This is a genomic window from Ruminiclostridium cellobioparum DSM 1351 = ATCC 15832 (assembly GCF_000621505.1).
Taxonomy (GTDB): domain Bacteria; phylum Bacillota; class Clostridia; order Acetivibrionales; family DSM-1351; genus Ruminiclostridium; species Ruminiclostridium cellobioparum.
In genome coordinates this window covers 127,795-148,431 of the sequence record NZ_JHYD01000025.1, presented here as the reverse complement: position 1 = coordinate 148,431, position 20,637 = coordinate 127,795, and the positions used below count along the sequence as shown (strand labels likewise).

The window sequence follows — 20,637 nt, the reverse complement described above, 5'->3', positions numbered from 1 at the left end:
AATACATTTTGACCCCCTTTACATGGTTAGTCGATGGCGACTAACCTATTTTTTTATGTTAAGATCGGGAACCATAGTTAAAGCAGTTTTGACCGCGGTATCTTGAAATTTCCTTAATAATTGGTGATAATAAGAAGAGTAAAAGGGTTTTATTTATATAAGTAAGGGATAAATTTTTTAAGTCAGCAGATTATTTAAAATTCAAAAAGCAGGGAATAATGTTCCGTGCGGAAATGGGGATTTGTCATGAATATTGCAGGTTTGATAGATCATACGGCTCTTAAGCCTGAAACTACAAAAGCACAGATTGAAAAGCTTTGCAGTGAAGCGGTGGAGTACGGTTTTGCGTCGGTATGTGTTAATCCTTGTTATGTAGGTTTGTGCAGCCGGCTTTTAAAGGACAGCAAAGTAAAGGTGTGTACCGTAATTGGTTTCCCTCTGGGTGCAACCACTTCTGCAGCAAAAGCTGCCGAGGCTGCAGAAGCTATTCAGAATGGCGCTGCCGAAGTTGATATGGTAATTAATGTGGGTGCCATAAAGTCGGGTGATCTTGATTATGTTAAAAAGGATATAGAAGCCGTAGTGCAGGCAGCAAGCGGTAAAGCCCTTGTAAAGGTTATTCTTGAAACCTGTTTGCTGACCGATGAGGAGAAAAGGACCAGCTGCCGGATATGCAAAGAAGCGGGAGCCGACTTTGTAAAGACATCCACGGGTTTTAGTACAGGCGGAGCAACAGTTGAAGATATAAAGCTCATGAGGGATATGGTAAAGCCTAACCTCGGGGTTAAGGCCTCGGGTGGCATAAGGGATTATGAAACGGCTAAAGCCATGATAGAGGCCGGTGCCAGCAGAATAGGAGCAAGCGCCTCGGTGGCAATCGCAAATAAGGAAAAGAGCACCGGCAGCGGATATTAAAAAATCAACACCCTTCAGAATATGCTTTTACGCATATTTTGAAGGGTGTTTTTCACTGTCATTTACTATTTTACTTCACCTTTCCATAAACCATGGATGTTGCAATATGCATAAACTTCAGCATTCTTCTTATCACTTAGAATAGCTTTTGGGTCATCTCCCGGGAACAGGTTTATTATTTCCAGGCCTTCATCGCCAACAACGGCTACCCATTCAATATAATGAACATCAATCATCGGATGTGCGACCGAGCCTACCTCAACATTGATACTGCCGTTGCTTCTGAGTGAAACAGGGATGTGTTTTTCAACGGCCGCTTCGGTTGTGTTGGGAACAAGTTTTTCCATGGGTTCTCCGCAACAGACAAGAGTTCCGCCGCCGCTTTTTATTAATGCAACCATATTTCCACAATGCTTACAACGGAAAAAAGATACCTCATTCTTCATAATTAAAATCTCCCCTCGTGACTTTATTGGGAATCCGTATTGGCTGCGCACAATAAATGCAGCATGCCAAAAAAGATTCATTCTATACTTTTATCCAAACCTGTTATATTTTATACCCTGATTTCCATATCCAAAACACATTAATATTTAATCTCTTGTTAAACCATAGGAAGCAGGGGTATAATTTTCATGTCATTGATTTCATTAACAGCGGAGGCAAGGGTGGTTTATAATAATATAAAGACTGCAAGGTTTATTTGCAGGCCAAACAGGTTTATTGCACATATTGAGCTTGATGGAAGGGAAGAGGTATGTCATGTAAAAAATACCGGCAGATGCAGAGAACTGCTGAAACCAGGGGTTACGGTATTTGTACAGGAGTTTGATAAAACCTCCAGAAAAACCAGGTATGACCTTATCGGTGTTAAGAAGGGTGACAGGATGATCAATATGGACAGTCAGGTCCCCAACAAGGTTTTCCATGAATGGCTGCTGAAAGGGGGACTTTTGGAGGATATTACCCTGATTAAGCCTGAAGCAAGGTACAAAAATTCCAGATTTGATTTTTATATAGAGACAGAAAAGGAAAAAATATTTATTGAGGTCAAGGGAGTTACTCTGGAGGACAATAATGTTGTCTTATTTCCCGATGCGCCCACCGAAAGAGGGGTCAAACACATCAAAGAGTTAATGGAGTGCATGGAGGAAGGTTATAAGGCTTACATAGTGTTTGTTATTCAGATGAAAGGGGTGAGCTACTTTACTCCTAATTACAGAACACATGAGGAGTTTGCTGAAACTATAAAAATTGCTGAGGCCAGGGGCGTTAACGTTGTGGCCTGTGACTGCATGGTAGGAGAAAATTGCATTGAAATAGCGGAAAGGGTTGAGGTGAGACTTTAATGCTTTATGAGTACGGTTTAAAAACTGAAAGACAGAATTTCTACAACATAACCGGCAGGGTAGCGGACGCACTTGCAAAAAGCGGAATAAGGGACGGTGCGGTCCTGGTGTTCTGTCCACATACTACCGCAGGAATAACCATCAATGAAAATGCTGATCCTGACGTGGTGAAGGATATGCTGCTGGGACTGGACAAAGCGTATCCCGACAGGGCAGAATTCAGGCATATGGAAGGAAACAGTCATGCACACCTAAAAGCAAGTGCGGTGGGAAGCAGCCAGTATGTTATTGCCGCAAACGGAAAACTCGTCCTGGGGACATGGCAGGGAATATACTTCTGTGAGTTTGATGGACCCAGAAACCGGAAGTTTTATGTAAAGGTATTATAAGTATGAATTTCCGCATGTGTTTTTACCTGCGGCTCCTAAAATTTTCAGTCTGAAAGATTTAGGAGCCGCAGTCTTATAGTCAATAGGACGAATTACCCACAAGAAACTGTGCATAACAGGGAGAAACTGTGGATATTATGTTAAAATAATGCGAAGTTATCCACAAATATACTACATTATGTTGATAAAACTGTTGATAAGCCAATAAATATGGGGATTTCTTGTAGATAATCCAATGAGAAAATCCACAGCCTATTTATAAACAAATAAAAGTGAATAATGTGAAAACTCTGTGGATTAAATAATAAGAAATCAATACTTTTTCCACAGAAAGACTATATTTTGTTAATAAAGTTGTGGATATAGCTATATGTATGGGGATAGTATGTTGAAATATTCAAGATTTAATCCACAAGTATAATACATTTTAAATTAACAGTATAATTTAGATTTTTTGCCGCCTGGTGGTTCCTCTTACTATAAGTTCGGGAAGTGTAGTATAGCTTTGAACCTGAAGAGAGGGGTTCTTAATTTTCCTGATCAGGGTGGAACCCGCCTGCATTCCCATGTCAAAGACATTAATATTGACAACTGTAGGCATGGGCTCAATAATATGGGAAAAAGGATACTCGTCAAAAGTAATTACAGCCATATGATCCGGGATGGAAAGACCATGCATGCCAAGTGACTTGACCACTCCCAGAGCTATGCCGTTATTTTCACAAATGACGGCCTCCGGTCTGATTCCGCAGTCAAGGAGAGCATTCATCTGTGTGTAGCCTGAATCTTTTGTGGAATCTCCAAAGCTTATGTAGCTGCCCGAAACTTCGATATTTTTCTGCTCCATAGCACTCTGAAAACCTTGAAGCCGGTGTGTGGATATCATATCATGTTCATGTCCGCCAATAAATGCGATTTTGCTGTAGCCGCAGTCCAACAGGTGATTGGCGGCAATTTCTCCTGAAAGATAATTATTTGTATCAATCCAGCAAAGCTGACTTTCGAAGTCGGGCCTGCCTATTATAATATGAGGAAAATTTGTATTTACCAGGAGCGACGGCAATTCCCTGTTAATTACAGAGCCGTGCAATATCACACCATCGGCGCTTTTTTGCGCAATTATTTTTTTTATAAGCTCCCTCTCCTCCTGGTCAGAGCTTATGCTCATGAGGCTCAAATTGTAATTCTTATCGGATAAAGCCTTTTGAGCTCCGCACATTATCTCAAACATATGCGGATTGGAAAATGCCACATCCCGTTCCAATCTGGTAAGAAACACAACATTTCTTGTGGACTGCCTTGCGAAATTGCTGGCATTCTGGTTAGGAAAGTAATTCAGACTTTTCATTATATTGTTAACACGTTCAACTGTAGCCTGAGATATGGAGGGAGCCCCATTGATTACCTTTGATACGGTAGAAATGGATACTCCTGCTTCTCTGGCCACATCTTTTATGGTTACCGGCATAAAAACTCTCCTTCCGAACATAAAAAGTATATTTATATAGTACAACGTTTTCCTAAATAAATCAAGGCTTAAGGTGCTGAATCTATTGATTTATTAAAATTTTATGGCTATAATGATGATAAATAGAGGAAAACGGATACAAATTTATGTGCAAATTAACGATTAGCTTGAGTAAAACGTTTTCCTAAAATGTATATAAGGAGGAACCAACTTGAAAAAATTTATTGCCATTCTTATGTCAGCACTTATACTATCAACAGCTGTCGCTGGATGCGGAAATTCATCATCCTCTCCTTCGCCGGACAGCCCATCCGCATCGGCAGCGAGCTCCGGTTCGCAGGCGCAAAACAGTGAAGGAGCCAAGCCCGTTAAAATCACAATCTGGCATGAAACAGACAAGGGTATTGCCGAGCAGCTTCAGGCAGAGCTCGATAAGCTTGCTCCGGCAGTAGAAGTAAAGGTGGAGCGGAAAGAAAAAATGTCGGATGCCCTTAAGCTTGTGGGAAATGATCCTAAGAGCGCTCCGGATATGTATTTCTTTGCCCATGATAAAATAGGGGTATTTGCCCAGATGGGAATACTTGCCCCGGTAACCGACTTCATTACAAAGGACGATATGGCAGATTTGATTCCCATGACAGTTAAAGCAGCTACATATAAGGATCAGATATACCAGCTGCCGGTATATTTCGAAACTCAGATGTTTATGTACAATAAGGCACTGATGAAGCAGCCGCCTGCTACTACTGACGAACTCCTGAAATATATGGAGGCCAATACCAAGGACGGCACTTACGGTTTTGTTGAGCAGCACAGTACGGCATATTACGCCGCAAGCTGGTTCCACGCCTTCGGGGGCTTTATAATCAATGAAAAAGCGGAGCCCGGTCTTAATACAAAGGAAACACTGGATGCCATGGAATATCATAAAAAGTTTATAAGGTACCTGCCTAAAGACGGTGAATACAATACCGTCACTACCTTGTTCAAGGAGGGAAAGGCACATTCCATAATCGGAGGACCCTGGCTGGTTCCTGATGTTAAAGCTGCAAATATAGATCTGGGTATAGCCCCAATGCCAACCGTCAACTCAACCGGAAAGCCGTTAACGCCTTATTCCGGCGTACAAGGTGTTTGTGTGCTTAAGTCGGCAGAAGCAAAGAAGGATGCAGTTACCGCGGTACTTAGGCAGCTGGCCAAAACCGATATCGGTCTGGCGCTTGCCAGGTCAGCCAACTGTGCACCGGCAAATCAGAAGTGTTATGAGGACTCATCAATAACCTCAAACGAAATGCTCATGTCAATGAAGAAGACTGCAGAAAATGTAGTACCAATGCCTAATGTACCTGAAATGGATCTCATGTGGACTGTTACCGAAACAATGCTTGCTGCCGTAAATAAAAATGATGCCGACGTTAAGACCTCGGCTGAAAAGGCCCAGAAGGATGCATTGGCACAGATTGATGCTATGAAATAGTACTTGAATAAAATTATTGTGATCCGTAAAGGGTGATGCTGTTAAACTGCAGCACCCTTTACGGAAAATATGCGCAGTTTAATCGTCACAAAGAGAGGTGGCATATTTGAAGAAGAAGCTTGTCCCTTACCTGTACTCATTTCCATCGCTTCTGACTATTGGAGCGATAGTGTTATTTCCAATTATTTATACGGGATATATTTCGTTTACAAACATGAGTATATATCACTGGTTTGATTTCTCATTCATCGGTGCCCAAAATTATAAGAAAGCAGTACTTATATTTGATTCGGGGTTTTTACCGGCTTTGCTGAGGACTCTTCTCTGGACTGTAATAAATGTTGTTTTGCAGCTTGTTATTGCGTTTTTAATATCTTTGGGCTTAAATGCCGAAGGCTTGAAATTGAAAAACCTGTATAAGACACTTCTGATGTTTCCGTGGGCCATGCCGGGATATGTCACCATTTTGCTCTGGAGGATGGGAATGTTCAATACTGAATTCGGCCTGTTAAACCAGTGGCTGAAGAGTATGGGTTTTTCCGGAGTAAGCTGGCTCAGCAGCAACAGCATTGCATTTGCCGCATGTGTGGCGGTAAACCTCTGGCTTGCACTGCCTTTCATGATAATGATAATTGACGGTGCCTTACAGAGCATAGATAAAACCTATTATGAAAGTGCCAGAATTGAAGGTGCGGGATTTGGAGCACAGATAACCAAACTGACGGTCCCTCTTATAAGGCCGGTTGTTGCACCGGCAGTCATACTTACCACGTTTACCACCTTCAAGCAGTTTGACATTGTATTTCTTCTGACACAGCAGCAGGGTGCGAAGACCGGAGCGGATATCCATACCATAATCACATATGCCTACGAAAAAGCATTTATCACCAATAACTATGGATACAGCTCGGCCATTTCAATAATTATCTTTGCGATTCTGATAGTTCTTTCTGTTATTACCCGTAAAGATATCAGGGAGGAAGGAACATGAAAAACAACACCGGAAGGACTGTCAAACTTATACTGCTGAATGTATTTTTTATAATCATATGTATAGGATCGTTGGTACCGATTCTTTATGCAATATCGGTTTCATTCAATGCCGGCAATAATTTACTTACATCAAGATTTTCATTTATTCCGAAGGTTTTTACTCTGGATAATTATAAGGCAGTACTGATAGACAACCCGTTCCTGCTCTGGCTTAAAAACAGCATGATTCTGTCGGTTGCCACCGTTGTTTTAGCATTGGGTGTTTCGGTGACCGGGGCTTATGCATTTTCCAGGAAGCGTTTTGCGGGAAGGAAGTCGATTCTTTATATATTACTGTTATTGAATGCGTTTCCGTCCATATTGTCAATGTTTGCGGTGTACAGGATATTGAAGCCTTTTGGACTGGTTAACTCTTATCTGGGGCTTATACTCATATACACCGGTACTATGGCCATCTTTGGAATTTGGAACCTGAAAGGTTATTTTGACACCATACCTGTGGAAATTGAAGAAGCAGGCAAAATCGACGGGGCAAGCGACCTGAGACTGGTCACAAAAATAATGCTCCCTCTTGCCAGACCGGCCATACTGGTTACATCAATTATGATACTGATATTTGTATGGAACGAATATATTTTTGCAGTAACATTTATGACAGGTTCAGAGAAGTACACTCTTGCGACAGGTCTGTATTCATTGCAGGCAACGGAGTACACCAGGAACTGGCCTGTATTTTCTGCAGCATCTATTCTTGTTTCCATTCCAATACTCATAATATTCTTTGCGCTGCAGAAATATATGGTTTCAGGCTTGACTGCAGGCGGAGTAAAGCAATAAATATCAAAATATTAAGAATCAAGGAGTTATATATGCAAAAGGAAGCTGTACTACATATACCATTATCCAATTACGCTCATGGAATCGATGAGGAGCATGTTGTTTTCAGGTTGCGCACCGCACGGGGAGATATGCGGGAATGCCTTTTTTTCTATGGTGACAGGGCTTACGGTAAAAATCCGGTGGTGTTTTCCAGTCGGCCTATGAAGCTGGCTGGAAGTGACGAGCTTTTTGATTATTACGAATTGGAATTGCACACTCCCTATACCAGAATCTGCTACTATTTTCAGCTGAATGACGGAAAGGAAACTCTTCTGTACTATTCAAGCATATTTACAAAAGAAATGCCAGCCGAAAGGTCTGAATTTTTTCAGCTGCCCTTTAACCATAAAGCTGATATTGCGCGTATTCCGGACTGGGTTGATTCGGCCGTGATTTACAATATCTTTCCCGACAGCTTTGCTACCGGCAGAAGATTTATTTCAAAACAGGGTATAACTGCAAACCTGGGGGATATAGCCACGCAGAGCAGGAACGGGGGAACCATACGGGGAATTACAGAGAATATTGATTATATTGAGGAACTGGGAATCAACTGTATTTACATAAATCCAATTTTTGCTGCCGGAGAGTATCATAAATATGACCTTGTAGATTATTTCCGCATCGACCCCTGCTTTGGAACAAACGCAGACTTTAAAACTCTGGTGGATCAATGCCATAAAAGAAATATAAAAATTATAATTGACGGTGTTTTCAATCACTGTGGCTGGAATTTTTTTGCTTTTGACGATGTAGTCCGGAACGGAGAAGCATCCAGGTACAAGGATTGGTTTTATCATTTGGAGTTTCCGGTGATACGTCCCGACAACCCTGAGGATGTCCCCGGTTATACCTGTTTTGCATATGAGAGAAAGATGCCTAAAATGAATACCGCCAACCGGGAAGTCAGGGAATATTTTCTTAAGGTATGCAGGTACTGGCTGGAGGAGTTCCATATTGACGGCTGGAGGCTGGATGTGGCAAACGAGGTGGATTATGCATTCTGGCGGGAGTTCAGAAATACTGCGAAGTCTGTAAACCCGGACTGCTTTCTGATAGGAGAGGTATGGGAAAGTGCACAGTCCTGGCTTAAGGGAGATATGTTCGACTCAACGATGAATTATGACTTCCGTAAAAACTGCCGCGATTTCTTCGCTCTTGGCAAGCTGGATGCGGCAGGTTTTGACGGGCGTGTAACCGAAATGCGCATGAGATATAACAAGAATATTACTCCGGGGCAGCTTAATTTATTGGACAGCCATGATGTTCCGAGATTTTTATCCCTTTGCGGGGGAGATATGGCAAAATTTAAGCTGGCAGCTGTTTTCCAAATGACCTTTATTGGAATCCCCTCCGTTTTTTACGGGGATGAAAAATGCATACAGGGCATGCTGGAGCACGAATACCGCCATCCCATGGTGTGGGAGCAGCAGGAAGATGAAACGATATCAGAGCTGTACAGGAAGCTGATCAGTTTCCGCAGGAGTTCCAATGCATTGCACTGCGGAGAGTATGAGACGGTAAGGGCAGAACCGGGTACAGGTTTGTATATGTTCAGGCGTTATACAGGAAGCGAGCAGGTGACGGTTGCGCTTAATGTCTCCGGAGAGACGGTTGATATAGCATCGGAGCCTGATTTAACTTCTGCAGAGATAGTTTTGGCCGAAGGATTTGATGACGGTTCAAGGTTGCAGCCCCGGGGGTTTGCACTTTTCAGGACTGCTCGAAAGGCTTGAAAGCAGGTTGTTTGGGTTATACCTGAACAGTTGAAAAGGTAGGGCAACTTAAAAAATGAGAAGCTCTATTAAATGAGAAGCTCTATTAAAAGTACATGGCTGAAATTTTACAAATTTCAACATGTACTTTGTGAGCTGTAAATTATTTTCTGCTATATCCCTTGTTAACCGGATATTTATTAGTATTTTGGCTCTGGTTCTGGTTCTGATTTTGTATAGCCTGGGCTACAAGGTTGGTCAGAGGCTGGCCTATAGCTTCCTTATAATTGAATCCAAGCAGTTTTAATATTTTAAAGGTTTCAGCCGACAATATCTTTTGTATTGTAGAAACAAATTCACTGTCACCGCCGCTGAAAGGCAGAAAAGTCGTTATAATGGGGAGCAATTCCTTGGTTATATACTCAATGTCCTCATCGGATATGTCCTGTGACAGGAACTCCTGTTCGTAACACTTGGTTATTTGAATAAGTTCGTTTTTATCGGTTGTCAGGTCGTTAATTATCTCTTCAAGTACGTTTATGGTCTGTTTGTCATTCTGTATTTGTTTTACAAGGTTAATTTTATTATATATGGCCTCTGCGGTATTTTTAATACTGACTTCCTTTAGTCTGACAGCTAATTCGGTTACCGGACTGGTGGCTGGTTCCATAATATTCACTCCTCGATAATAAATCATCAATAATTAAATAGTGGTATACATAATTATATGCACATAATGAGGAGGAGGTTAATATAAGGCTGCAATTTTTTGTATTGATTCATCATACAACTATTGCCGGCTTTTTTATTTTGATTTTACAGGATATAATATTGTATAATTAAGAATAAAAATTGAACTGCAAATATTGCACAATTTAAATATTAATGTATAATATAGATGTACGTACAAGTTGTTTTTCAGGAGAATATAATGCAAAAAAGTGACAACCAGACTAAATACTATAAGCTCATGGAGTATTTAAAGGGAGAAATACTGTTGGGAAGAATCCGGCCCGGAGAGCAGATACCCTCTGAAAACATGCTGGCCGAAAAACTGTCTTTGAGCAGGCACACGGTGAGGAAAGCCATTTCCATGCTTGTTAATGAAGGTTACCTTTATACCGAACACGGCAGGGGGACCTACTGCATGGACAGGAGCAGAAAAAGAAATGATTCCCGGAATATCGGCGTAATTACCACCTATATTTCGGAATACATTTTTCCAAAGGTCATTCAGGGGATTGACAGTGTGCTCTCAGGTAACGGCTACAGCATTATGCTGAAGAACACCAACAACAATACCGAAAAGGAAGCACTTTGTCTGGAGGATGTGCTGCAGAAAAATATTGAAGGACTTATTATAGAACCCACCAAAAGTGCGTTGTTTTCCAACAACCTGCAGTATTATGAGGCTTTGGACAAACATCACATACCTTATATTTTTATTCACGGTTACTATCAGAAGCTGGAAAGCAAATCCCATGTGCTGCTGGATGATGCAAAGGGAATGTATTCCGCGGTAGAATATCTGACAGGGCTGGGACATAAAAAGATAGTAGGGATATTTAAAGCTGATGATATACAGGGGCTGGAAAGGCACAAGGGGTACGCAAGAGGCATCAGTGAAGCCGGTCTGCCATATAATCCCGATCAGGTAATATGGTTTCACACCGAGGACAGGGAGGTAAAACCCTATAATGTCATCAGGCAGATGATAGAGAATAAGAGCGGAGTTGACGCTATAGCCTGCTATAATGACGAAATTGCATTCAGGGTATACGAACTGCTGAACAGCCTGGGTGTCAAAGTACCTGAAGATATTTCAATTACAGGCTTTGATGACTCCTACTTTTCTGCAAACTGTCCGGTCAGGATCACCAGTGTCAGCCACCCTAAAGAGAAGCTGGGAGAGGCGGCAGCTGAACTGCTCCTGGAAATGCTCAAAGATAATAATTATTTGGATAACCCGGTACAGAAGATTATTGTACCCGAGCTTATAATCAAGGAATCCTGCATAAAGAGGTAGGTTGAGTATTCAATTTCTGATTTGGCAATAAAAATTAGATCATTTAGATATTTAGATAATCATTTATTCAGTTTAAAATTTTTAGAATGACTTGTACGCATGAGCATACTAATATTATACCGCTTTATATTAAATGCCTGCAGCTTAAAGTTGATATGTTGATTAATTTGATACGTTTGAAGTGAAATATAAATAATTTATTAAAAAATTAGGGGGGCTAATTAAATGAATAATATTCCAAAAGTAAAGCTTGGGATTGTTTCGGTAAGCAGGGACTGTTTTCCGGTGGAATTGAGCGTGGAAAGGCGTAAAGCAGTTGTTAAAGTCTGTACTGAAAAAAGCATTGAAATTTTTGAAGCAAACACGGCGGTTGAAAATGAAAAGGATGTACTGAAGGCTTTGCAGGAACTGAAGGCTTCAGGAACAAACGCGCTGGTGGTATACCTCGGAAATTTCGGACCTGAAGGACCTGAGACCATACTTGCTCAAAAATTCGGCGGTCCTGTAATGTTCGTGGCTGCGGCTGAAGAAACCGAGAGTAATCTGATCAATGGACGCGGAGATGCGTACTGCGGTATGCTTAATGCCTCATATAACCTGGCTCTCAGAAAATTGAATCCGTATATTCCCGAGTATCCGGTTGGAACTCCCGAAGAAATAGCAGATATGGTTGCTGATTTTGAAACTATTGCAAGAATTTTACTGGGGCTTTCAAAATTGAAAATATTCACTTTTGGCCCAAGACCGCATGATTTCCTGGCATGTAATGCACCTATCAAGCCTTTGTTCGACCTGGGGGTTGAGGTGATGGAAAACTCGGAGCTTGACCTTTTTGAGGCTTTTAACAACCATAAGGATGACCCGAGGATTCCCGCAGTAATAAAAGAAATGGAACAAGAGCTGGGGGACGGAAACGGTTATCCCGGAATTCTTCCAAAGCTGGCACAATATGAGCTTACATTGAAGGATTGGGCTGAGGACCATAAAGGTGCTTCCGAATATGTAGTTTTTGCAAATAAATGCTGGCCGGCTTTCCAGACACAGTTCGGGTTTGTTCCCTGCTACGTGAATTCCAGACTTGCTTCAATAGGGATACCTGTTGCATGCGAAACAGACATTTACGGCGCATTAAGCGAGTATATAATCACATGTGCCACACAGCTGCCGGCAACACTGCTCGATATAAACAACACGGTGCCTAAGGACATGTATGCAAATAATCAGAGCAAGTTCGCAGGTTATTCACTTACCGATTTGTTCATGGGTTTCCACTGCGGAAATACACCTTCATGTCATATGAAGGAATGTTCAATGAAGTATCAGCTCATAATGCGCAGATTGCTTGAACCTGACAAGGAGCCCGATATTTCAAGAGGTACCCTGGAAGGAGCCATCAGACCCGGGGATATCACTTTCTTCAGACTTCAGGGAACAGCGGACAGCCAGCTGAGAAGTTATGTTGCCGAAGGTGAAATAATCGATGTAGATCCTAAATCCTTTGGAGGTATAGGAATATTTGCAATAAAAGAGATGGGCAGATTCTACAGGCACGTACTTATAGCCGGGAGATATCCTCACCACGGGGGAGTGGCCTTCAAACATGTGGGCAAGCTTCTGTTTGCTGCCATGAAGCTTCTGGGTGTAAGTGATGTTGCATTTAATCAGCCTGCAGCCATGCTTTACAAAGATGAGAATCCATTTAAATAAATAAAGCAGGTAAATAAAATGGGGCAGTAATATTAATCCGGTCAACGGCGAATAAATATAGTAGTTAGCATTGAATAGCATCCTGTTTGTATCAATAAGCAAACTTTGGGGAGGAAAAAAATGAGTTTAGAATTGAAGGATATTAAAAATGCCATTGTCAACGGGCAGACTGCAATCGGGATTGAACTGGGCTCCACACGAATCAAAACGGTTCTTGTGGCTGAGGGTAACAAATCAATTGCTTCGGGCAGTCATGACTGGGAAAACAGTTATCTCAACAATGTCTGGACATACAGCCTGGAGGATATCTGGAAGGGTGTACAGAGCAGCTACAATAAGCTGGCTGAGAGTGTAAAGTTAAAGTACGGTGTAACCATTCAAACTACCGGCTCAATCGGTATCAGTGCCATGATGCACGGATATATGGTTTTTGATAAGGAAGAAAAGCTTTTAACGCCATTCCGCACATGGCGCAATACCATAACCGGTCAGGCTTCGGAAGCTCTGACCGGGCTGTTTGGCTATCCGATTCCCCAAAGGTGGAGCATCGCCCATCTTTACCAGGCCATTTTGAATAAGGAAGAGCATGTTTCCAATATAGACTACATCACAACGCTAGCCGGCTATATACATTGGAAACTGACGGGACAGAAGGTTTTGGGAGTTGGCGATGCCTCGGGTATGTTTCCTATTGATGTGGATACCAGGGATTTCAATATGCGAATGATCAAGCAGTTCAATCAACTTGTCAGTGCGGACAATATCCCATGGCAGCTGGAAAATATCTTTCCAAAGGTTTTGGTTGCAGGAACCAAAGCGGGAGAGCTCACAGCAGACGGAGCAAAGCTGCTGGATGTTTCCGGTCAGCTGCAGCCGGGAATTCCGCTTTGTCCGCCGGAGGGGGATGCGGGAACCGGCATGGTGGCTACCAACAGTGTATCGGCCCGTACAGGAAATGTGTCGGCAGGTACATCGGTTTTTGCAATGGTCGTACTGGAGAAGGAGCTGTCCAGGGCATATTCGGAGATTGATCTGGTAACAACACCTGATGGCAAGCTGGTGGCCATGGTGCACTCAAATAATTGTACCTCGGATTATGACGCATGGATGGGTTTGTTTGCAGAGGCTGTGAAGGCACTGGGACTGAATGTAGACAAACCCAGGCTTTATGATACCCTGCTTGGCGCGGCGCTCCAGGGTGACCCGGACTGCGGAGGCTTACTGGCCTATGGATACATTTCCGGAGAGCATATTACACATTTTGAAGAGGGTCGTCCCATGTTTGTGCGTTCGGCAAACAGTAACTTCAACCTTGCCAATTTTATGCGTGTGAATTTGTATACGGCACTGGGAGCGCTTAAAACAGGTATGAATATCCTTCTGGAAAAAGAAGCGGTTAAGCTGGACGAATTGATGGGACACGGCGGGTTCTTCAAGACAAAGCTGGTGGGACAGAAGATCATGGCAGCGGCTGTTAATGTTCCTGTATCTGTCATGGAAACTGCGGGAGAGGGCGGAGCATGGGGGATTGCCCTGCTCGGTTCATATATGGTCAACCGGAATGAAAATGAATCGCTGGAGGACTTCCTTAAACGTGAGGTTTTTGACGGGGAACAGGGGAATTCCATCGCGCCTGATCCGGCTGAGGTTGCCGGCTTTAATGAATTTTTGAAACGCTATACAAAGGGTCTGGATATTGAAAGAGCTGCCGTTAACAATCTGAGATAAGATTTTATAGACTGGTAATGAATGATTTTGAGGTGAATATATATGTTGGAACAACTGAAACAGGCAGTACTGGAAGCAAACCTGGAGCTCCCCGTACGCGGGCTTGTGACCTATACCTGGGGAAATGCAAGCGGTATTGACAGGGAAAAGGGTCTTATTGCTATCAAGCCCAGCGGTGTTGATTATGATGTTATGAAGGTAGAGGATATGGTGTTGATTGACCTGACAGGCAAGGTTGTAGAGGGGGATTTGAAACCCTCCTCCGATGCTCCCACACATGTGGCTCTGTACAATGCCTTCCCCGATATAGGGGGAGTATGCCATACACATTCAAGATGGGCAACTTCATTTGCACAGGCGGGTATTGGAATCCCGGCATATGGAACAACCCATGCAGACTACTTCTATGGTGAAATTCCATGTACGCGTGAAATGACCAGGGCCGAAATAGAGTCTGCGTATGAGGCTAATACAGGAGTAGTAATAATTGAAACCTTTAAAGAGCTGAACCCCAATTATATACCCGCTGTGCTTGTAAAAAACCATGCTCCGTTTACCTGGGGGAAAAATGCTGCCGAAGCGGTACACAATTCTGTTGTGCTGGAAGAGGTGGCTATGATGGCAATTCAGTGTAAACAGCTGAATCCAGCTGTAACTGCCATGCCACAGGTGCTGCTTGACAAGCATTTTCTGCGCAAGCACGGGGCGGGAGCTTATTATGGACAGAAGAAGTAGCAGGAAAGAGCCGGTTTGGCTATAGCGTTTTCTGCTCCGCGATGTATAGAGGCTTTCGGGATACTGATCAGGTTCCCGGAGGCCTTATTTATGCATTAATAAAAATATATTAGTTAAAATATATTATTGTGTTATAATAACCGATATCGGTATATACATTAGAAAATTCGGTCATATGAGGCACAGGTTATGAAAAGTATCTTCAATACACGTCAGGGAAACAAAAGAGCAGCTATAGGGCTATCCGTATTATTGATAATAATGGTTTTATTTAAAATTACTCTGGTTATACTGTCAAGGAATTATATATATCTGATAACTGCCGATTTTTGCCGGCATATACTCAACCCTGCAATAAATGTCCTTATTCTTCTATTACTGATCCTGCTTGAATTGATCTTAATACCGAAGGTATGGCTGATCGTGCTGACTACCGTTGTCGGTATATTGGCTTTACTTTTGATCAGCTCCTTTGGCTTAATTGACAGAATAGATTCAAAATATTTTTATTTTAATTCTCCGGATAATTCCAATACCCTTATTGTCGAAGAAAATACCTGGCTTTTGGCAGGCTGGAGTGATTTTTATATTAAAGACAACATGTTTTTTGTAAAAAAAATAAATGCAAAGATACTTACCGACAATGGGTACAGACCTTTCACAAACAAAGATTATATTTTGACATGGATAAATAACAATACGGTAGAGCTTACCTATGGGTTCGGCGGTAACGGTACGGTTGAAAAAGAGATAATCAGACTCCCATAAGCTATATAGCTATGATAGTATAAGCAGTATTCTAATCAAAGCTTCTCAGTACTCCAAGAGGCTCAAAATATATAATGTATTTACCCAAAACCTTATATATCCCATACCTTGCTTTATAATTGCAGATACACTCCTCCAAAAATTCTTCTGTGACATCAAGAAACTGGGATAGTTCATAACTGTTCCGGATACCAATATTATAGGCTTCAATGAACTTTTCCAGCGGAATAAGCTTTTCATAAGCCCACCTTCGTGCTCTGCTTTCCTGCTGGAGTACGACAATCCTGTCGGTATCCCCGGACAGCAGATTTCCGCAGGAGGTGTGATAATGCCCAAGTTCCTCGGCAATTACACAGCAGAGTTCGGATTGGGTATCAATACTTGGATTCAGAGTGATTACCGGTTCTGTTTCACTGTCAGAATAGTATAGACCCTTTACGTTGTCCGGGAGGGTATTGGAAACCACATTTATCCCAAGTTCCTTACATTCATTAAGCAGGGCTTCTTTCTTATCAAGGGTTTTTATCATTTATTGTCCTTCTTCTTATATTTTACCTTAAGATAGTCAATGTAATTTTTTAATTCTTCCTGTGCCTCAGGCGGCAGATCGTCACCATACCCGTCGGTGCGGTGGGCGGCAACCGTGGCTGAAATATCCCGTCCCAGCAGGTAATCCGTAGTGACATTAAAATAATCTGCAACCTTGGCCAGCCTGTCGCCGGAAGGAACAGCATTAGACCACTTTCTAATACTTCCGTTTGCCAGACCTGTTTCCTGCTCAAGCCGGGATATTGAAACATCTTTTTCTTCACATAGACTTTTAATCCTATCAAATAAATTCATATATAGACTCCAATCTAAGATATTTGGAAATTATATTGACTTATTAGTCTACAGTCTATATAATATTTCTATAGCTAAATAAATCGACAAAATTGTATTATAAAAAAATAATTAAATACAGTACCCTGGCAACAAGATTATTGCTGCAAATGGAAAAGGGCATACATCCATCATAGACCATAGTCTAATGCTTGTCAATGCTTTTAGCTCTAAAATTAAAATAATAATACCGACCATGAAAATTAGTGTACCGGGGATATATTGCAAACATTATTAGGAGGAAGCTATGACTAAAGAACGGCTCAATGAAATTATAAAATTGAAAAGAGAAGTGGAACAGCTTAGAGAAAAACTCAGGGAATTAAACTATGGAGATAATGAGACAATCGTCACTGACAGGGTCAGGGGGAGTATGGCACAATTTCCATATTTGCCCCGGTCATTTACCCTTGTCGGCTGTGAACAAATGTCTGAAGAATGTATCAGGAAGAGAGATGCAATAGGAAAGAAGATCAGTGATAAATATCATGAACTTTACGGCAGGATCGATGAGGCTATAGATTTCATACAAAGTATTGATGACAGTGATTTAAGACAGATACTTACATACAAATATATAGACGGGCTTATATGGGAACAGATAGGGCAGTGTATGAACTATGGAACATCCTCGGTAAGATTGAAGCATGATAAATTTATGAAAAGTATAAATGATTAGCACCCATTAGCACATCAAAAGCTATATAATTGTATTATCAAAAAATATATTTTCACACGAAAGCAGCGTATAAACAGCGTGTTCAGGAGAGTTGAAACATACTCTCCTTTTTGCTGCTCAAAAATTCGAACAATGAATATAACTGCTGAGCCGCAGTGAATAAATGGTAAACCTGCAAGGCTAAAGAAACAATTGCAAATGCATCCCCGGCTGAGGATAATAATTCAGCTTTATTAAATATAGAACTGATCAGAAAAGCTTGAGCTCGAAAAAATAAAAAGGAGGAGAAAGAAAATGAAAAAAGTCTTAAAAATTAATTAATAATTGAAAGCCGCATAGACCGGGAACGCCATTAAAAGAATTATGTTCTGTTACCGGGGATGAACAGTAAGGGAACAAAGAACTAAAACCGCTGGGAGGTGATAAACATGGAATTAGCCAGCAATGCATTAACAACTGCCGCAGCAGTAAAAAGTAATCTTAACGGGTGCCTGATTGACATAAACGATGACCTTATAAACCAAAAAATCAACGAGGTTTCACAATTCATTGAAACCTATACGGGAAGAAAATTCAATAATGAGATAAGGGAAGAAAAGCTTGCGGGAACAGGAAGCGACACTTTGCCGCTCAGGCATTATCCGGCGGGAGAGGTGCTGTCGGTACTTGTAGAAGGAAACGAAATAGACATACGGGAGTTGGATACCGAGAATAACAATGAGGCGGGTACAGCTGTTTTATTCCGGGAGCTTGGCTGGCCTGCAAGCGACAGAAGAAATATATTGGTGAAGTATGAGTCGGGATACATTCTTCCAAAGGACCAGTCGGAAGAACGGCCCAGAACCCTGCCATATGACCTGGAAGGTGCATGCATTGACCTGACAACAATGAAATATCTGAACAGGGATGCTGAAGGACTGGCAGAGCGCAGGTCGGGAGATTTTGCCGAGAAATATCTGAACGATATCCCGGCTTCCATAAAACTTATACTTGACCTGTACAAAAAAAGGGGCTGAAGAGGATGAGATACAATCAAAAATGCATTATTTACAGGAATGTGACGGGTACCGGATATTTAAACCGGCCTGATACTGCCACAATTCAAAAAGGACCTTATCCGTGCTGTACAAGCCTGCCATGGCCGTGGAAGAAGAGGGGAAGCTACAGGCAGGAGACTCCTCAGGCAGAAATAAGCATGGAACTGGTTTTGTACGGTCCTGGGGAAATGGACATAAAAGCAGGAGATATTGTATGTATGCCGGTAACAGTCGACGAAAAGACCAAAGAGGTCATATTGACAGGTTCGGAAAAGTACATTGCTTCAATTCCGTACAAAGTCCGGGGTCATCTGGAATGCGGCATTTCTTTGAAAAGGAGTGTTTAATGATAACAATTGAAGATATCATGGATGCAATAAATATTTCTCTGCTGTCCGCATTTCCTGAGCATAGTTTTTATATAGACAATATACCCCAAAACTTTAAAAGACCTTCTTTTTATATTCAGTTAATATCTGATACCTGGGAGGATTCCAACAGATCAACAACAAAGGAGCGGTCATCCTTTCAGATTATATATTTTGGAACACAAAATGCTTACGGAATCACTGGGATAGCCGAAAAGTCAAGTGTATATGAAACTGTAAAAAGCCTTTTCAAGAATGGGTATATACCGGTAAAAAATCAGATGATAAAGCTTTCGGAGCAAGGCTTCAGGGCGGAACTAAGGGAAAACAGGGTCAATTTTACTGTGGATTTTGAATACTTCAATTTAAGAGAAGAAAATACACAAAATCTGCAGAAAGCAAAAGAAATCATAATAAATGTAAAGGAGGATTAAAAAGATGGGATTACCTAACATCAGCATAGCATTTAAATCAGCAGCAGTAAGTGCAATAAAAAGAGGAGAGAGGGGCATAGTTGCGCTAATCATGAAGGACAGCACAAATAATGGCTTTAAGGAACTCCTGACGGTTGCAGATACACCTTCTGATCTGTCCGATGCCAACAAGGCTGCCATTCAGTTGGCGTTTACCGGGGGAGTCAAGCCTCCGTCAAAAGTACTTATTTATGTACAGCCTTTAGCAAGTACAGATTACACAGAGGCACAGGCATATCTAGAAACGGCCAAGTGGGACTACCTGGCGGTAGTGGGCATAGAGGCAGATGAGATGGCGGGAATTGCAGCCTGGACAAAATCTCTCAGAGAGAGCCTGAACAAAAAGGTAAAGGCTGTTTTACCGGGAATAGCGGCAGATCACGAAGGGATTATAAACTTTACAACAGGGACAATAAAAGCCGGTTCCGTATCATACACCAATGTGGAGTATGCTCCGCGTATAGCCGGGCTGCTGGCAGGAACACCGCTCAACATATCAGCTACATTCCAGGTGCTGCCCGAAGTTACCGATGTTTCACCAAGGCTTACCAAAACACAGCTGGATACCGCCATTGACAGCGGTAAATTTGAGATATTCAACGACGGTGAGAAGGTAAAGGTGGCAAGAGCGGTAAATTCACTTGTATCTACTACCGCAGACAAAGGCGAGGTTTACAAAAAGGTCAAAATAATTGATATTCTTGATCTGATCTACAGTGATATAAAGAGGACGGCCGAGGACAGTTACATAGGCAAGTACCCCAACAGCTATGATAACAAGGTACTTCTTATTACAGCAATTAACGGTTATCTGGAAGGTCTTGCAGCAGACCAGCTATTGGACGGCAATGCTGAAAATTCAGCCAATATAGATATCACTGCCCAGAAGATATATCTGAAATCAATCGGAGTAAATACAGATAACCTTAGCGACCAGGAAGTAAAGGAGTACAACACTAACGACAAGGTATTCCTGGGAGGGGCTATAAAACCGCTGGATGCCATTGAGGATATATCACTGGTAATGGCTATATAAAGAAGAGGAGAAG

At 41.9% G+C, this 20,637-nt stretch carries 22 protein-coding genes; 17 read left to right on the top strand and 5 right to left on the bottom strand.

All coding sequences use genetic code 11. From position 1 onward, the window contains the following. Nucleotides 1-246 precede the first annotated feature (246 nt). Entirely contained in the window at nucleotides 247-915 is a 669-nt protein-coding gene (deoC, locus tag T344_RS0110690) for a deoxyribose-phosphate aldolase (RefSeq protein ID WP_027628704.1), read from the top strand. A gap of 65 nt (nucleotides 916-980) precedes the next feature. Here the strand turns inward: deoC and T344_RS0110685 are convergent, their stop codons facing one another. Then, nucleotides 981-1,361 carry a desulfoferrodoxin family protein gene (locus tag T344_RS0110685; RefSeq protein WP_027628703.1) on the bottom strand — a complete coding sequence of 127 codons (381 nt, stop codon included), beginning with the start codon at nucleotides 1,359-1,361 and terminating at the stop codon, nucleotides 981-983. A gap of 222 nt (nucleotides 1,362-1,583) precedes the next feature. Here T344_RS0110685 and sfsA point away from each other — a divergent pair, with 222 nt between their 5' ends. Both sfsA and T344_RS0110675 read left to right on the top strand, forming a co-directional pair. Then, complete coding sequence (gene sfsA / locus T344_RS0110680; protein WP_027628702.1) at nucleotides 1,584-2,264, top strand: DNA/RNA nuclease SfsA; 681 nt, start codon at nucleotides 1,584-1,586, stop codon at nucleotides 2,262-2,264. Further along, entirely contained in the window at nucleotides 2,264-2,653 is a 390-nt protein-coding gene (locus T344_RS0110675) for a secondary thiamine-phosphate synthase enzyme YjbQ (protein WP_027628701.1), read from the top strand. The genes sfsA and T344_RS0110675 overlap by 1 nt, the downstream gene beginning before the upstream one ends. A 445-nt stretch (nucleotides 2,654-3,098) precedes the next feature. Here the strand turns inward: T344_RS0110675 and T344_RS0110670 are convergent, their stop codons facing one another. Further along, nucleotides 3,099-4,121, bottom strand: coding sequence for a LacI family DNA-binding transcriptional regulator (locus T344_RS0110670; protein ID WP_034861095.1), 1,023 nt, complete (start codon nucleotides 4,119-4,121; stop codon nucleotides 3,099-3,101). 211 nt (nucleotides 4,122-4,332) lie between these two features. Between T344_RS0110670 and T344_RS0110665 the strand changes: the two genes are divergently transcribed. From T344_RS0110665 to T344_RS0110650, 4 genes are all read left to right on the top strand, one after another. Beyond that, on the top strand, nucleotides 4,333-5,598 hold the full coding sequence (locus tag T344_RS0110665) for an extracellular solute-binding protein (RefSeq protein ID WP_027628699.1): 1,266 nt from the start codon (nucleotides 4,333-4,335) through the stop codon (nucleotides 5,596-5,598). Between the two features lie 106 nt (nucleotides 5,599-5,704). Continuing rightward, nucleotides 5,705-6,589, top strand: coding sequence for a carbohydrate ABC transporter permease (locus T344_RS0110660; RefSeq protein WP_242842055.1), 885 nt, complete (start codon nucleotides 5,705-5,707; stop codon nucleotides 6,587-6,589). Further along, on the top strand, nucleotides 6,586-7,428 hold the full coding sequence (locus T344_RS0110655; protein ID WP_027628697.1) for a sugar ABC transporter permease: 843 nt from the start codon (nucleotides 6,586-6,588) through the stop codon (nucleotides 7,426-7,428). Before T344_RS0110660 ends, T344_RS0110655 begins: the two co-directional genes overlap by 4 nt. Before the next feature lie 32 nt (nucleotides 7,429-7,460). Further along, nucleotides 7,461-9,206 carry a glycoside hydrolase family 13 protein gene (locus tag T344_RS0110650; RefSeq protein WP_027628696.1) on the top strand — a complete coding sequence of 582 codons (1,746 nt, stop codon included), beginning with the start codon at nucleotides 7,461-7,463 and terminating at the stop codon, nucleotides 9,204-9,206. A gap of 142 nt (nucleotides 9,207-9,348) precedes the next feature. Here the strand turns inward: T344_RS0110650 and T344_RS0110645 are convergent, their stop codons facing one another. Then, a complete protein-coding gene (locus T344_RS0110645) occupies nucleotides 9,349-9,855 on the bottom strand; it encodes a hypothetical protein (protein WP_027628695.1) in 507 nt (168 codons plus the stop codon). Nucleotides 9,856-10,116: 261 nt separating this feature from the next. Here T344_RS0110645 and T344_RS0110640 point away from each other — a divergent pair, with 261 nt between their 5' ends. The 5 genes from T344_RS0110640 (at nucleotide 10,117) to T344_RS0110620 (ending at nucleotide 16,149) form a co-directional block, all read left to right on the top strand. Then, on the top strand, nucleotides 10,117-11,211 hold the full coding sequence (locus T344_RS0110640; RefSeq protein ID WP_027628694.1) for a GntR family transcriptional regulator: 1,095 nt from the start codon (nucleotides 10,117-10,119) through the stop codon (nucleotides 11,209-11,211). Between the two features lie 225 nt (nucleotides 11,212-11,436). Beyond that, nucleotides 11,437-12,918, top strand: a complete 1,482-nt coding sequence (locus T344_RS0110635; RefSeq protein ID WP_027628693.1) for an L-fucose/L-arabinose isomerase family protein — start codon at nucleotides 11,437-11,439, stop codon at nucleotides 12,916-12,918. A gap of 120 nt (nucleotides 12,919-13,038) precedes the next feature. Further along, nucleotides 13,039-14,646: a xylulokinase gene (locus T344_RS0110630; protein WP_027628692.1), complete on the top strand. Its 1,608-nt coding sequence runs from the start codon at nucleotides 13,039-13,041 to the stop codon at nucleotides 14,644-14,646. A 42-nt stretch (nucleotides 14,647-14,688) separates the two neighbouring features. After that, nucleotides 14,689-15,381: an L-ribulose-5-phosphate 4-epimerase gene (gene araD, locus T344_RS0110625; RefSeq protein WP_027628691.1), complete on the top strand. Its 693-nt coding sequence runs from the start codon at nucleotides 14,689-14,691 to the stop codon at nucleotides 15,379-15,381. A gap of 189 nt (nucleotides 15,382-15,570) precedes the next feature. After that, on the top strand, nucleotides 15,571-16,149 hold the full coding sequence (locus tag T344_RS0110620; protein ID WP_027628690.1) for a hypothetical protein: 579 nt from the start codon (nucleotides 15,571-15,573) through the stop codon (nucleotides 16,147-16,149). Between the two features lie 31 nt (nucleotides 16,150-16,180). On the opposite strand, the gene T344_RS0110615 is transcribed toward T344_RS0110620, so the two are convergent. Both T344_RS0110615 and T344_RS0110610 read right to left on the bottom strand, forming a co-directional pair. Then, nucleotides 16,181-16,678, bottom strand: a complete 498-nt coding sequence (locus T344_RS0110615) for an ImmA/IrrE family metallo-endopeptidase (protein WP_027628689.1) — start codon at nucleotides 16,676-16,678, stop codon at nucleotides 16,181-16,183. Next, complete coding sequence (locus T344_RS0110610; RefSeq protein ID WP_027628688.1) at nucleotides 16,675-16,992, bottom strand: helix-turn-helix domain-containing protein; 318 nt, start codon at nucleotides 16,990-16,992, stop codon at nucleotides 16,675-16,677. Before T344_RS0110610 ends, T344_RS0110615 begins: the two co-directional genes overlap by 4 nt. A gap of 286 nt (nucleotides 16,993-17,278) precedes the next feature. Between T344_RS0110610 and T344_RS0110605 the strand changes: the two genes are divergently transcribed. The 5 genes from T344_RS0110605 to T344_RS0110585 all read left to right on the top strand — a co-directional run bounded on the left by T344_RS0110605 (nucleotide 17,279) and on the right by T344_RS0110585 (nucleotide 20,624). Next, nucleotides 17,279-17,710, top strand: a complete 432-nt coding sequence (locus T344_RS0110605; RefSeq protein ID WP_027628687.1) for a hypothetical protein — start codon at nucleotides 17,279-17,281, stop codon at nucleotides 17,708-17,710. Nucleotides 17,711-18,138: 428 nt separating this feature from the next. Beyond that, nucleotides 18,139-18,726 carry a hypothetical protein gene (locus T344_RS0110600; RefSeq protein WP_027628686.1) on the top strand — a complete coding sequence of 196 codons (588 nt, stop codon included), beginning with the start codon at nucleotides 18,139-18,141 and terminating at the stop codon, nucleotides 18,724-18,726. 5 nt (nucleotides 18,727-18,731) lie between these two features. Then, a complete protein-coding gene (locus tag T344_RS0110595; RefSeq protein WP_027628685.1) occupies nucleotides 18,732-19,094 on the top strand; it encodes a hypothetical protein in 363 nt (120 codons plus the stop codon). Further along, nucleotides 19,094-19,549 (top strand): phage tail terminator family protein, encoded by a 456-nt coding sequence (locus tag T344_RS0110590; RefSeq protein WP_027628684.1) that lies wholly within the window; start codon nucleotides 19,094-19,096, stop codon nucleotides 19,547-19,549. Before T344_RS0110595 ends, T344_RS0110590 begins: the two co-directional genes overlap by 1 nt. Before the next feature lie 4 nt (nucleotides 19,550-19,553). Next, nucleotides 19,554-20,624 carry a phage tail sheath subtilisin-like domain-containing protein gene (locus tag T344_RS0110585; protein WP_027628683.1) on the top strand — a complete coding sequence of 357 codons (1,071 nt, stop codon included), beginning with the start codon at nucleotides 19,554-19,556 and terminating at the stop codon, nucleotides 20,622-20,624. Nucleotides 20,625-20,637: the final 13 nt, after the last annotated feature.